This is a genomic window from Fictibacillus nanhaiensis (assembly GCF_049537595.1).
Lineage (GTDB): Bacteria > Bacillota > Bacilli > Bacillales > Fictibacillaceae > Fictibacillus > Fictibacillus nanhaiensis_F.
Genome location: NZ_JBMULM010000001.1, coordinates 374151 through 387993, shown reverse-complemented (window position 1 = coordinate 387993; position 13843 = coordinate 374151). Strand labels below are relative to the sequence as shown.

Below are 13843 nucleotides of genomic sequence, written 5' to 3'. Positions count from 1 at the left end.
AGCTTACTTGTCGTTTAAAGCTACTACGCCTGGAAGCTCTTTACCTTCCATGAACTCAAGGGAAGCACCGCCGCCTGTTGAGATGTGGCTCATTTTATCAGCAAGACCAAATTTCTCAACAGCTGCAGCTGAATCTCCACCACCGATAACGCTGTACGTGTCAGTTGCTTCTGCAAGTGCGTTTGCTACTGAACGAGTACCGTTTGCGAATGCGTCGATCTCAAATACACCCATCGGTCCGTTCCATATTACAAGCTTCGATTCTTTAATAACCTTTACGTACTTTTCGATCGTTTTTGTTCCGATATCAAGTCCTTCCCAGTCAGATGGGATAGAATCGATCGCTACTACTTTCGTGTTAGCATCTTTCGAGAAGTCGTCGGCTACTAAAACATCCTCAGCAATCAGGAAGTTTACGCCTTTTTCTTTTGCTTTTTCCATGAAACCGCGAGCCGTTTCAATCTTATCTTCTTCTAAAAGAGACTTACCTACATCATGGCCAAGCGCCTTAATGAATGTATACCCTAAACCACCACCGATGATCAGGTTGTCTACTTTGTCTAACAGATTGTCGATTACGTCAATCTTATCCTTAACTTTTGCACCACCAATGATAGCAGTGAAAGGACGATCAGGATTTGATAGAGCTTTTCCTAGCACTTCAAGTTCCTTTTCCATCAACAAACCGGAAACAGCAGGAAGATGTTTCGCGATCCCTTCTGTTGAAGCATGTGCTCTGTGAGCTGCTCCAAAAGCATCGTTTACGTACACATCAGCGAGTGCTGCAAACTTTTGTGCTAATTCTGGGTCGTTCTTCTCTTCTCCTGGGTAAAAACGAACGTTCTCAAGTAAGATCACGCCGCCTTCTTCTAGGTTAGCCACTGCTTTTTCAACTTCTTCTCCATAAGCTTCATCCGTTTTTACAACTTCTTTTCCAAGAAGCTCGCTTAAGCGTTCTGCTACTGGAGTTAGACGAAGTTCTTCAACAACTTGTCCTTTTGGACGTCCTAAGTGACTTGCTAAAAGAACTTTAGCACCTTGCTCTGTTAAGTATTTGATGGTAGGAAGAGCCGCGTTAATACGCGTTTCATCCGTAATGTTTCCATCTTTCATAGGTACGTTAAAATCAACACGGCAAAATACGACTTTGCCTTTTAGATCGATGTCACGAACACTTTTTTTGTTCATAAGTACATGCAGCCTCCTGACTAGTAAAAAGATTAAAGAAATGACAATCCCCAGGTTTTACATGGGAAAGAGGAGTAGAAGCCTGTTTGAAACGACTTCTCCCCCTCCTTATTGTTCTTCTTTATTTATTAAAGTCCTTTTTTAGCGATATAGTCAATTAAATCTACAACGCGGCTTGAGTATCCAGTTTCGTTATCGTACCAAGATACAACTTTAACCATGTTTCCTTCCATAACCATCGTAGAAAGAGCATCGATTGTAGAAGAGTGAGTGTCGCCATTGTAGTCAGTAGATACAAGCGGCTCTTCAGAGTAGCCAAGGATTCCTTTAAGGTTACCTTCAGCTTCAGCTTTAAGTGCTGCGTTTACTTCGTCAACAGTAACTTCTTTGTCAAGTTCAACAACTAAGTCAACAAGAGATACGTTTGGAGTTGGAACACGCATTGCCATACCGTTTAGCTTACCTTTAAGTTCAGGAAGCACTAGAGAAACTGCTTTAGCAGCACCAGTTGATGTTGGAATGATGTTCTCAGCTGCCGCACGAGCACGACGAAGATCTTTATGTGGAAGATCAAGAATTTGCTGATCGTTTGTGTATGAGTGAACAGTTGTCATCATACCGCGCTTCACGCCGAATTTTTCGTGAAGAACTTTCGCGAATGGTGCAAGACAGTTAGTCGTACAAGATGCGTTAGAGATAACATCATGGCTAGCTGCATCGTACTTGTCTTCGTTAACACCAAGAACTACAGTGATATCCTCATCAGAAGCAGGAGCAGAAATGATTACTTTTTTAGCGCCAGCTTCTAAGTGTTTAGCAGCGTCTGCACGCTTTGTGAAACGCCCAGTTGATTCAACAACAACTTCTACACCAAGGTCTCCCCAGCCAAGTTGTGCTGGATCGCGCTCAGCTAAAACTTTAATTTCTTTGCCATCTACAATAAGTGCATTTTCCTTAACTTCAACAGAACCAGCGAACTTGCCGTGTACTGTGTCATGCTTTAATAGGAAAGCAAGAGTGTCAGCATCTGTTAAGTCGTTTACAGCTACAACTTCTACCTCAGGGTTGTTGAATGCTGCGCGGAATACATTACGGCCGATACGACCGAAACCATTAATACCAATTTTCGTTGCCATGTAAAATGACCTCCTTGATTTAAGAGAGAATTTATTTTTTATATAAAGGGAAATCCCCTTAATAACGAATGGAAATGAACTATGAATTACCCAATAGTTGCCGGGCAGCTCCTTCGTCCGTGATTAAAACCTTTTTTGGACCGTGTTTCATGAATGCTGCGATCGCATCGGATTTAGAAGACCCGCCTGCTACCGCCATGATGAAATCACTATTCTGCAGCTCATCTAGCTGCAAGCCAATCGTGCGTACGCGGTGAACTACTTCACCCTGCTGATCGAAGTAATAGCCGAATGCTTCTGCAACAGCTTTTTCTTCTTCCAGCTTTTGAAGAACCGATGGGTTAGAGTTTCGACGTACTGCCATTGTTTTAGCATCGCCAATCCCGTGAAGCACTATACCAGCGGAGTGTATGAGCTCCATGACTTCTTTAACTCCAGGCTCAGCCATCAATGAAAAATACGTTTCTTTGCTCAGCTGATCTGGCAGATGAAGCAGCCTGTATTCCCCGTTTGCTTTTTGAGCCATCGTGGAACAAATAGTGTTCGCTTGGTTCTCAACTTTTTCACCAAGTCCGCCTCGGGCAGGAACGAACAATAATTGTTGTCCCTTTTGTATAGGTGTCATCATCTCTGCTACTGAAGCAAGTGTTGTTCCACCCGTTACAGCAATGATGTTCTTTGCTGACAGCTGACGCTTCAATCGGTCTGCTGCTGCTTTACCCATATCATTTTTTACCCAAACATCTTGATCACTGTCACCCGGTACTACGATGACTTCTGACAGATTTAACATATCCTTAAGTTTCGATTCTAAAACATGCAAACCAGACAATTCTTTCATCATCTCAGATAGCTCTACTAAAACATCATGCCCCTCTGTTGTTAGTGACATGCCAGCAGTCTGGATGTTTAGAAGTCCTTGATCTTTTAAAAACGAAACTTCTGATCGCAGTACGCGTTCTGTCAGGTTCAAGGTTGATGCTAAACTTCTTCTTCCAATAGGTTCATGGATTCTCACAACATTTAATACGTTGTATCGCTTTCGCATCGTTTCTAGAAGATCTGGCAGCAACTTCTTCTGTATCTCTATAAGTTTTTTCATTGCACATTCTCCTGATCCAATGAGATGAACGATTAAGCTTTTGAGTAAGTTTAATGATAAACCAGATGGACTTATTATGTCCCGGTTAGTCATTTTTTGTCCCATTAGCTTAAGAAAATAACTTGGTTTAACCCAAGTCCCAATATTACCTATTGTAGATTACCCTGAAAGTGATCTTTTAAAACGTGCCAGTCTTCACTTTTTGTCATAAAAGTGTCGGATTTCTCTCTGGCAAGTTTATATTATCAAATAGTCTCCCTACATTTCAACAACTTTTACTTATTAAAAATTAGTAAGCGCTTTCTTCACTTTACTTTCAGATAAAATTCCATAGTCGACTTCTTTCCCTTCGACTTCAATAACAGGAATCATCAAGCCGTATTTTTCAAGAAGGAGATCGTCTTGATAGATGTCGATCGACTCTATGGCAAACGAGATCTCCTGTTGCAGCTTCTGTAATAGTTTATGTGCCTCATCACAAAGTGGACAATGCGTTTTCGTATAGAGAATGACTTTTTTTTCACCCATTTTTAGTGCTCCTTCTCTTTTTATTAGGGGGTTTTCGTATTGTATTTGCAAGCTGTTAATTTCCGCTCCAGGTTGCTCGCTTTCCACGTGGCGGTTAGCGTCAAGGTTGTTACAAACTTCTGCGTCAACAACTTTATTCTACCGAAGTGAACTCCCTCGTGTACCATAGCGCCAAATAAAAAGGACTTTTCCGTGAAGAAAAGACCTTAGTTTAAGAGGTATATCGTTTCCGTTTTGAAGAAGATGGAATGTTTAATTCTTCTCGGTATTTCGCAACCGTTCTTCGGGATATCGTAAGTCCACTGTTCTTTTCTAAAAGAGAGGCGAGCATCTGGTCGGATAAAGGTTTAGATTTATCTTCATTCTCTATTAGTTTTTTTATCTCCGATTTAGCGGAAGTTGCAGAAACGCTTCCTCCATCTTGTGTAAAGATCTTAGCAGTAAAAAACGATTTAAGTTCAACCGCGCCTTTTGATGTTTGAAGCACTTTGTTTTTCACAGCTCGACTTACCGTCGATTCGTGTACGCCGATTTCGTCCGCCACTTCTTTTAAGGTGAGTGGTATCAAATCCGATCGGTTGAATGTAAGAAAATACTTCTCTTGTACTCTGACGATTTCTTTTGTTATGTTAAGCAACGTTTCTTTTCTTTGATCAAGCGCCTTTTTCAACCAATTAAACTTTTGGAACGAAGCATCTAAAAACTTGGATGTTGCGTTTCTTCCGTTTATAAGAGTGCCGTAGCTTTCATTCAGCTTTAAAATGGGTGAATACTGCTCGTTAATCGCGATGTGAAATTCTCCGTTCTCTTCCGTTACTGAGACGTCTGGATATAAATACGCCTGATCGCTAGCTGGAGCATACGCTGCCCCAGGTCGCGGATCAAGGGTTTGAAGTAAATCAGCTGCCTCCTCTATTTCTTGAGGCGTTACATTAAGTTGAGTGGCAAGCCATTTCATCTTACGCTCTGCAAGCTGATCGAGATACTGATCTACAATTATGTAGCTTAAAGTGTGGTCAAGATGCTGGTCTTGCAGCTGAAGCAACAGACATTCCCTCAGATCACGCGCTCCAATTCCAACAGGTTCCAACGTTTGAAGAAGCGCGATCAATTCCTCACACTTTTCAACTGTTGTGTAAAACCGTTTTGCGGTTTCCTCAGCAGAGACGGTAAGGTAACCGCTCTCGTCTACACTTAACAGCAAGTATTGAAAAAGTTTTTGATCCTGCTCTTGAATCGGTAGAAGGATCGATTGCTTATATAGATAATCAAAAAGAGTTTCTTTTTCTATGATTAGATGTTCGAGTGGCTGATGATCACTCGATCTACCATTGATCCCATTTTTTCGTACGTTCTTCTTTAATGTTGTGAACATGCCCTTTGGTTCTGCAATTTCAATGAGCGGGTTTTCCAACGCCTGCTCTTGAAGATATGACGTCAGTTCATAACTGGGAACTTGTAAAATGGCGATGGCCTGACGCAATTCAGTTGTCATGACAAGGTTCATGCTCTGTTGTTGAAACAAACCCATTTCCATTCTAGATCCCCCCTATTCCTTCATCATACTACAGATGTAAGCGCTGTACATCCTACAAAATTTGGGGTCTGACCCCACACAAATACAAATCCCTCGAATATGTATTTGTGAGAAAGACAAGACGTTCTTAAACCTCACCATGGGAACCACGGCTTCTCAACCTACAAAAAAATGCCAGCACCGCCCGAAGGCAGTGTGGCATTTTAAACTTTACTATTAAAGTTTTGTTACGTTAGCAGCTTGCGGTCCACGCTCGCCATCAACGATTTCGAAAGATACTTCTTGTCCTTCTTCAAGAGACTTGAAGCCTTCTGATTGAATCGCAGAAAAGTGAACGAATACGTCGTTTCCGCCTTCAACTTCGATGAAGCCGAAACCTTTCTCAGCGTTGAACCATTTTACTTTACCATTTTGCATGGGTGTTTCCTCCTTACAAACGCTATGTAAGCGTTTTAACTCTTTTAACCGACTTACTATGTAAATAAAAAGGCATAAAAAAATGCGCACTCCTCTGAATAATTCTGAAGTGGATTTTAAGTGTTCCACTTCTTATTCAAAAAGTACGACCGCTTTAAATCCAAAAGATATTCACAACGTAAATGGTTGAATTAACTATAACATGCTGAAATCCAATTGTCAAAACAAGGGATAGAAATTTTATAATACTTTTGTATACACATTTGATAGGCTATGATAGATAAAGAACATGAACCTTTCATGAATGGTTTTACGAATGAAGGAGGAACACCAAATGAGCGAAGCATTTTCAGTCCCTTATTTTAAAGAGAATTTTCAGCAATACATAGAGCGCAACAAAGATGTTTTTACGAAAACACATGCGATGAATGCGTACTATCGTTCGATCGTCGGCACGCTGATCAACGATAATCTTAACAAAAACAGTGAGATCGTCCGTCGCATACGCAACCTGGAAACCGCTTATATTGAAATTAAAAACGAAAACTAGCGCTTATAATTCTGTAATAAGGGTATTGTTTTCTAATCTAGAGGTTTAAAATCCTGCTTCTAGCGGGCATTATGATGATAGCCCATACATAAGGTGTAAGAAGGATATTGAGCATTGCTGGCGAAATGAGTTACATACAGCATATTGTTTGACCTTGTTTGACCTTTTTTGTATGATGACAGTACAGTTTAACTTGAAAAAGGAGAAGGAGGATTTCCATGAACTTAATTCCAACAGTAATTGAACAAACGAACCGTGGGGAGCGCGCTTACGATATATACTCCCGTCTATTAAAAGACCGTATTATCATGCTTGGTAGTGCGATCGACGATAATGTTTCAAACTCAATCGTAGCACAACTTCTATTCTTAGCGGCTGAAGATCCTGATAAAGACATCTCGTTATACATAAACAGCCCAGGTGGTTCGATCACAGCTGGTATGGCGATCTATGACACGATGAACTTCATCAAGCCACACGTTTCCACGATCTGTATCGGTATGGCAGCATCTATGGGTGCCTTCTTACTTGCAGCAGGGGAAAAAGGAAAACGTTACGTGCTTCCAAACTCTGAAGTTATGATTCACCAACCTCTTGGAGGAACACGTGGTCAAGCAAGTGATATCGAAATTCACGCTCGTCGTATCATCCAGATGCGCGAACAGCTGAACAAGATCCTTTCTGAAAAAACAGGTCAACCGCTTGAAGTCATCGAGCGCGATACAGACCGTGATAACTTCTTGCTTGCAGAAGATGCGGTTAAATACGGATTGGTTGATAAACTGATCACATCTGTAGATAGTACAGATATTAAAAAATAGTAAGGTAATATTAAAACTGGACTGCAGAATTTGCAGTCCAGTTTTTTTGTGGTTTATAAAACAGCAACAATTTTCCCTTTAACATGTCGTTCAGAAAGTTTCACAAGTCCAGCTGGTACTTCTTCAAGGGAGATCTTCTCAGAAATCATAGCCGAAATCTTTTCGTCAACCACCAGCTTTGCTAATTCCTCGTTCATTATCGCTAAATCTTTTAGAGCTTTTATTGAATTCGAGAAATGAGCAGCACCTAACGCGATCTCATGAAAAGAAAGTGCCTGACTAAAAGGTTTTACAGCCGAATAATCTGGGTTTCCTGCGATAAAAGCAATACGGCCATTAAAAGCGATGCTTTTTAAAGATTCCGTAGCATTCTCACGGCTAACCGTGTCAAGAACAGCATCGACTCCAACTTCGTCTGTAAGTTCCATAACACGTGCATGAACGTCTTCAGTTTTGTAAAAAATCACGTGATCTGCCCCAAGGCTTTTTACGTACTCCTCATTTTCAGGAGAACATGTTGTGAGGATAGTAGCTCCGATCTGTTTAGCTAACTGGATAGCAAATCCGCCGACACCACCAGCTCCACCATGAATCAAAATCGTCTCACCTTTTTGAAGGTTCATCTTACGGATCAGCGCTTGGTATGCTGTCATCCCTGCACAAGGAAGAGCCGCTGCTTCTTCAAATGATAGCTCATCTGGAATTCTAGCCAAAGAATGAGCCGATGTCACAGCATACTCAGCAAAACCCCCGTTTTTCATGAAATTTCCATGAAAGAACACACGGTCTCCCTGCTTGAATTCAGCTGCGCCTTCACCTGCTTTTTCAACAATCCCAGCTGCGTCAACACCAAGAATGTGAGGATAATTCCAGGCTGGATTACCGTTTGTAGCCGTCTTGTAGTCTACAGGATTAAGTCCTGCAGCTTTGATACGAATTAATACTTCACCGGGTCCTGGTGAAGGTTTTTCAGTTTCTTGAACCTTCATTTCACGCCACATGTTTTTATCTTCAAGCATTAAAGCTTTCATCTATACTCGCCCCTTATAAGTTGGTCATTAAAAAGAATATAAGGGACAGTATATCCATTTTCAACATTAGATAATAGCAATCTGCTCAGAGGAGGTTGGCTCCAGTCACGGTGGATTGCTTATACAGGACGCTAGTGTCTTCACCGAATAGACAAAACGCGGGTTTGTATTTGTCTGGGGTCTGTCCCCCCCTCGATTGCTTTCAGCATGGCTTTCGCTTTGTTGACGGTCTCTTCGTACTCTCGCTCTGGAACCGAATCCGCAACGACGCCTGCACCTGCTTGGACGTAGGCTTTTCCATCCTGAAACAAGATCGTCCGAATCGCGATGCAAGAATCCATCTGTCCGTTAAATCCTAAATACCCGATTGCACCACCATACACGCCACGCGATTGTTGTTCGAGTTCAGAAATGATCTGCATCGCTCTGACTTTTGGCGCACCTGAAACGGTCCCGGCCGGCATACAAGACCTGAGCGCATCGAAGAAGTCTTTATCTTTTTGCAATTTACCTTTCACATGTGACACCATGTGCATAACATGTGAATAACGCTCGATCTCCATATATGAATCTAGTTCTACGGTTCCGTATTCGCTCACTCTTCCTACATCGTTTCTGCCGAGATCCACAAGCATGACATGCTCAGCTCGTTCTTTTTCATCAGCAAGCAAATCTTCTTCAAAAGCTATATCCTCTTGAAGCGTCCTACCTCTTGGTCGGGTCCCCGCGATCGGTCGGTTCTCCACACATCCATCATCCACTTTTACAAGAAGCTCTGGAGAAGCCCCAACGATATAAGCACCCTTTGATTTGTAATAATACATATACGGTGAAGGATTCATCGAACGAAGAAGTCTATATACATCGAACGGATCTGCTTCTGTTTCTTGCTCAAATCGTTGTGATAATACGACCTGAAAAACATCTCCCGTTTTGATATACTCCTTCGCTTGCATCACCATGTAACAAAACTCTTCTTTTGTATGTGAAGAACGTACTTTATTTTTTTTCATATCCGTTAGTGGAAATTCTGTAGGAACAGCTTTCGTTCTTACAGGCTGTTGCAGCTCTTCATATGTTCTCCGAATTCTGTTGCATACTTGTTCATATTTTTCGTGTAAGATTTTTTCATTATCATCAGGAGAAACGTGCAGATTGCACACAATCGTTGTTTTTTGTTTGAGATGATCGAATACGATAACTTCATCTGTAAACAAAAATTCCATTTCATGTTCTTGTTCAGATGGAGATTTTGGTCTTGGGACATTTTCGAACGTATGAATCAGATCATAGCCGAAAAAGCCAACAGCACCCCCCGTGAACGGAGGAAGTGAAGAGTGTTTAGGAGATTTGTATCGTGATACGTATTCTTTCACGATATCCAACGGAGAACCTTGTTTTTGTATACTTTTCTTTTCATTTAGTAAATTGATATCTACTGTCTTTCCTGATGATGACACCACCAAGAAAGGCTTTCTTCCAATATAAGAGTACCTCGCCCATCGCTCTCCGCCTTCAACACTTTCAAGCAAAAAAGCATGTTCTTCATGGCGAACTCTCTCAAACTGAGAGATGCACGTTTCATGGTCAGATAGGTAAGTAAAACCGATTGGAATTACATTGAAATTTTCTTTTGATAGAGAAATGACTTCCTCTACATTTGGCATAAACATATTCATCCACCTCTTTCAAAAAATAAAAAAACCTCTCGCTTTTTACAGCGGAGGCTGATGTTTGCATCATAAATAAACTAAGAAAGAGGTTTAATCGGAGGATTAAAATACTCTCAACTCAGCTCAAACTATGCTCTCTTTTCTCCACTCATCTCAACTCTTACTATTCTCCTGATTAGTGATTAATATATAGGGTTCCCCACATGTTGTCAACTCTCATTTAAGGAGAGATCACAGCTTAAAGTGAGCTGTTTAATGTCGTTTCTATAGATATATTTATCGATAAAACGAATGCCGAATTACCCATACCCAGCAGACGCTAAAAAATAAGATGAAGCTGAATATGATTGTAATCATAAAGGCAAGGCCCAGAAACAGTCCTGAACTTGCTGGACCTAGCAGCGAAAATCCTGCTAATGCTAAAGGATATAGAAATATAAAGATCAACATCAGAACCCAAAAAATCAAACGTGCCGTACTTCTTCGAGGTTTAATCAAGTATAATGTCAAAAGGATATTTACAATTGTTAATCCTGCGGCAAACGACCAGTCATGCATGAAACTAGTATGATGCAAAATAATCGCCTCCCTTTTCCTCTTATACAGTATATTGAGCGAACGATAGTGGCCAACCCTGTAAAATTTAAAAACCGCTATTTTGTCCTTTCCATATGGACAAAATAGCGGTTTGTAATTGTGTGGGGTCAGACCCCTATTATTCTGCTTTGGAAACAAAAGCTGCTAGGGCTTCGATAGCTTCGTTCTCATCAGGGCCATCAACAGCGAGTACAAGTTCACTGCCAGATCCTACAGCTAAACTCATGATCCCCATGATGCTCTTCGCGTTCACTTTCTTGCCTTCCTTCTCAACAAATACATCAGATGTGTAACGGTTTGCTTCTTGGACGAATAATGCTGCCGGGCGTGCTTGCAGTCCACTCTTCAACTGCACGGTTACTTTCTTTTCAACCATTCTACCTTACCTCCTCTAACCTTATCTCTCTATGAAACATCAATGGATGGGTTGACCGTTTCTAATCTTCGTTGCGATCTCATCAATCTTACGTAATCGGTGGTTCACACCTGATTTACTTACAGGGCCGGATGATACCATCTCACCTAGCTCTTTAAGGGTAATTTCTTGATGTGTGACTCTCAGTTGCGCAATCTCACGCAGCTTATCTGGTAGTGTTTCAAGTCCTACCTGTTCGTCGATGAATTTGATGTTCTCGACCTGTCTCATGGCAGCACCTACGGTTTTGTTAAGGTTCGCTGTCTCACAGTTTACGAGTCGGTTTACTGAGTTACGCATATCTTTTAAAATTCTGATGTCCTCAAAGAACAATACAGCATGATGAGCGCCGATTAAAGTCAGGAACTCTGAAATCTTTTCGCCATCTTTTAAATAGATAATATAACCTTTTTTTCGTTCTAAAACTTTTGCTTTAAGTGCAAAGGTGTTCATCAGTTCAGCTAATGCAACCGTATGCTCTTCATACATAGAGAATATCTCTAGATGATAGCTAGTCTCTGGGTGGTTTACAGAACCACCTGCTAAAAACGCCCCTCTCATGTATGCACGGCGGCAGCAGCTTTTCTTATTAAATTCCTCTGCAATGTTGCGGGTAAACGTAAAAGCTCCGTCAATAATCTTCAAATCTTCCAACAATGCTCTTGATTCTTCTGAAACACGTACAATGTAGACATTATTCTTTTTCAAGCGCATCTTTTTTCGTACTAACAGCTCTACGTGATAAGGATATACACGTTTGATCAACGTATAGATTCTTCTTGCAATAGCAGCATTTTCAGTCGGGATATCGAGAATCAATTTTCTGTTGCTGAAAGAGATGGAACCATTCATTCGAATTAAGGCAGCTAACTCTGCTTTTTTACAGCAATCTTTCAGTTCGAGCTGCGTTAATTCCTTTTTTGTATCTGCAGCAAAAGACACCTGCATCACCACCTCTCTTCCATCCATTTCAATCCGTATTCTATTTTTCAATAAGTCCTAACAATAAGTCAGAAACACGCTGTGCATCATGTCTGACAAGCGTTCCATACTGGATGATGTTATCGCACAACAAACCGATGCCGAACGACTTTAACCGTTCTTCATCATACTGAACTTGTGATGCGCCTTCTTCCAAGTATAGATCCAAGTATTCTGGTGGAATCTTTTCATTGTTCGCGATAACAACGTCAATAAAATTGTGCCCTACATGATCGATCAATGCTTGAATATGATCACCAGCCGTGTAGCCCGTTGTCTCACCAGGCTGTGTCATCACATTGCACACATAAACTCTAGGAGCCGTTGCCTCACGGATGCTATTAGAGATTCCGTTCACTAGAAGGTTCGGCAGGATGCTCGTATACAAACTGCCTGGTCCGATCACAATGAGATCCGCTTCTTGAATCGCTTTCACGCTTTCACGAAGAGGCTCAATCTTTTCATCAGATAAAAAGACGCGTTTGATTTTCTTATTCGACAGCGGGATCTTAGATTCCCCCTGAACAATCGTCCCATCTTCTAATTCGGCACATAAAATTATACTGTTCTTCGCTGCAGGGAGTACCTGTCCTCTTACGTTTAAAACGCGGCTAAGTTCCCGAATTCCTGTTAAAAAGTCTCCCGTAATATCGTGCATGGCAGCAAGAAGCAAGTTTCCAAGTGAATGACCCGTAATTCCGTCACCCACTTTGAACCTATGCTGAAACATTTTTTCCACAAGCGGTTCTACTTCTGAAAGGGCGGCGATCACGTTTCTCACATCACCAGGAGGAGGCATATCATAATCCCTCCTCAACCTTCCAGAGCTGCCGCCATCATCTGCAACCGTAACGATAGCAGTGATATCAACTGGATAGCGCTTTAAACCACGGAGAAGAACAGAAAGTCCTGTTCCTCCGCCAAGCACTACCACTTTCGGCTGCTTATTCATTTAAACTTTATCCTTTCCCATATCTCTGTGAGAGCTGAATGTCACATATTCTTTCGAAAGTGAATTTCCAATGTATTCAGCTAGAGCTACAGAACGATGTTTTCCGCCTGTGCACCCGATCCCGATGATCAGCTGACTCTTGCCTTCTCTTTTATATTGAGGAATCATAAACTGAAGCAGATCGAGAAGTTTCTCTAAAAACATGTTCGTTTCAGGCCACTTCAATACATACTCAGAAATATCTGTCTCAAGCCCTGTTCGAGGTCTCATATGTTCGATGTAATGAGGATTTGGAAGAAAACGAACATCGAACACTAAATCAGCGTCGATCGGCATTCCATACTTAAATCCAAAAGACATCACGTTAATCGTAAACGGATGAGCGGCATTTGCAGAAAACCGCTGAATGATTCGTTCACGCAACTGAAGAGGTTTCAAGTCAGATGTATCTAATACTTGCTGAGCTCTCCCTTTTAATTCTTCGAGCATCTCACGCTCTTGCGTGATGCCTTGAAGCGGGTTTCCGCTCTTCGCTAAAGGATGAGAACGTCGTGTTTCTTTGTATCTGCGTACAAGAGTTGCATCTTTACAATCTAAATATAAAATCTGCGGCTGAACGTCAGACGAGATGGCAAGTTGATCAAGCGTTGAGAACAACTGATCAAAAAATTCTCGACCACGAAGGTCCATCACCAATGCCACCTTGTTCAGTTTGCCGGCAGATTCTTGCATTAATTCTACAAATTTAGGGAGTAGTGCAGGTGGTAGATTATCAACACAGAAAAAGCCTAGATCCTCAAAGCTCTGCATGGCTACCGTCTTCCCGGCCCCTGACATTCCTGTAATAATCACCATTTGTACATCATGTCTTTCCATGCCATTTCCCCCCAGTTAGCTATGTTCCATTTTTATGCG

15 protein-coding genes are annotated in these 13843 nt (G+C 41.5%); 2 read left to right on the top strand and 13 right to left on the bottom strand.

Annotated elements, in window-relative coordinates; all coding sequences use genetic code 11:
* Positions 1–3: 3 nt before the first annotated feature.
* The 6 genes from ACOZ9X_RS01790 to cspD all read right to left on the bottom strand — a co-directional run bounded on the left by ACOZ9X_RS01790 (position 4) and on the right by cspD (position 5908).
* Positions 4–1188, bottom strand: coding sequence for a phosphoglycerate kinase (locus ACOZ9X_RS01790; protein ID WP_423416778.1), 1185 nt, complete (start codon positions 1186–1188; stop codon positions 4–6).
* Positions 1189–1316: 128 nt separating this feature from the next.
* On the bottom strand, positions 1317–2324 hold the full coding sequence (gene gap / locus ACOZ9X_RS01785; protein WP_066397583.1) for a type I glyceraldehyde-3-phosphate dehydrogenase: 1008 nt from the start codon (positions 2322–2324) through the stop codon (positions 1317–1319).
* Between the two features lie 79 nt (positions 2325–2403).
* Positions 2404–3426 (bottom strand): sugar-binding transcriptional regulator, encoded by a 1023-nt coding sequence (locus ACOZ9X_RS01780; RefSeq protein ID WP_423416777.1) that lies wholly within the window; start codon positions 3424–3426, stop codon positions 2404–2406.
* A 282-nt stretch (positions 3427–3708) separates the two neighbouring features.
* Positions 3709–3954, bottom strand: a complete 246-nt coding sequence (locus ACOZ9X_RS01775) for a glutaredoxin family protein (protein WP_423416776.1) — start codon at positions 3952–3954, stop codon at positions 3709–3711.
* 211 nt (positions 3955–4165) lie between these two features.
* The gene (gene rpoN / locus ACOZ9X_RS01770; RefSeq protein ID WP_423416775.1) at positions 4166–5491 is read right to left on the bottom strand and encodes an RNA polymerase factor sigma-54; all 1326 of its coding nucleotides are present in this window, start codon (positions 5489–5491) and stop codon (positions 4166–4168) included.
* Between the two features lie 216 nt (positions 5492–5707).
* Entirely contained in the window at positions 5708–5908 is a 201-nt protein-coding gene (cspD, locus tag ACOZ9X_RS01765) for a cold-shock protein CspD (RefSeq protein ID WP_066245685.1), read from the bottom strand.
* 334 nt (positions 5909–6242) lie between these two features.
* Here cspD and yvfG point away from each other — a divergent pair, with 334 nt between their 5' ends.
* Both yvfG and clpP read left to right on the top strand, forming a co-directional pair.
* Positions 6243–6458 carry a protein YvfG gene (gene yvfG / locus ACOZ9X_RS01760; protein WP_066245683.1) on the top strand — a complete coding sequence of 72 codons (216 nt, stop codon included), beginning with the start codon at positions 6243–6245 and terminating at the stop codon, positions 6456–6458.
* A 218-nt stretch (positions 6459–6676) separates the two neighbouring features.
* Positions 6677–7279, top strand: a complete 603-nt coding sequence (gene clpP, locus ACOZ9X_RS01755; protein ID WP_137791692.1) for an ATP-dependent Clp endopeptidase proteolytic subunit ClpP — start codon at positions 6677–6679, stop codon at positions 7277–7279.
* Between the two features lie 53 nt (positions 7280–7332).
* On the opposite strand, the gene ACOZ9X_RS01750 is transcribed toward clpP, so the two are convergent.
* From ACOZ9X_RS01750 to rapZ, 7 genes are all read right to left on the bottom strand, one after another.
* Positions 7333–8310: a zinc-binding dehydrogenase gene (locus tag ACOZ9X_RS01750; protein ID WP_423416774.1), complete on the bottom strand. Its 978-nt coding sequence runs from the start codon at positions 8308–8310 to the stop codon at positions 7333–7335.
* Positions 8311–8450: 140 nt separating this feature from the next.
* A complete protein-coding gene (gene trpE, locus ACOZ9X_RS01745) occupies positions 8451–9983 on the bottom strand; it encodes an anthranilate synthase component I (protein ID WP_423416773.1) in 1533 nt (510 codons plus the stop codon).
* A gap of 276 nt (positions 9984–10259) precedes the next feature.
* Entirely contained in the window at positions 10260–10559 is a 300-nt protein-coding gene (locus ACOZ9X_RS01740; protein WP_423416772.1) for a hypothetical protein, read from the bottom strand.
* A gap of 139 nt (positions 10560–10698) precedes the next feature.
* A complete protein-coding gene (locus ACOZ9X_RS01735; RefSeq protein WP_423416771.1) occupies positions 10699–10956 on the bottom strand; it encodes an HPr family phosphocarrier protein in 258 nt (85 codons plus the stop codon).
* Between the two features lie 39 nt (positions 10957–10995).
* Entirely contained in the window at positions 10996–11937 is a 942-nt protein-coding gene (gene whiA, locus ACOZ9X_RS01730) for a DNA-binding protein WhiA (RefSeq protein ID WP_423416770.1), read from the bottom strand.
* 40 nt (positions 11938–11977) lie between these two features.
* Positions 11978–12928, bottom strand: a complete 951-nt coding sequence (locus ACOZ9X_RS01725; protein WP_066397612.1) for a gluconeogenesis factor YvcK family protein — start codon at positions 12926–12928, stop codon at positions 11978–11980.
* Positions 12929–13804: an RNase adapter RapZ gene (gene rapZ / locus ACOZ9X_RS01720; protein WP_423416769.1), complete on the bottom strand. Its 876-nt coding sequence runs from the start codon at positions 13802–13804 to the stop codon at positions 12929–12931.
* Between the last annotated feature and the right edge of the window lie 39 nt (positions 13805–13843).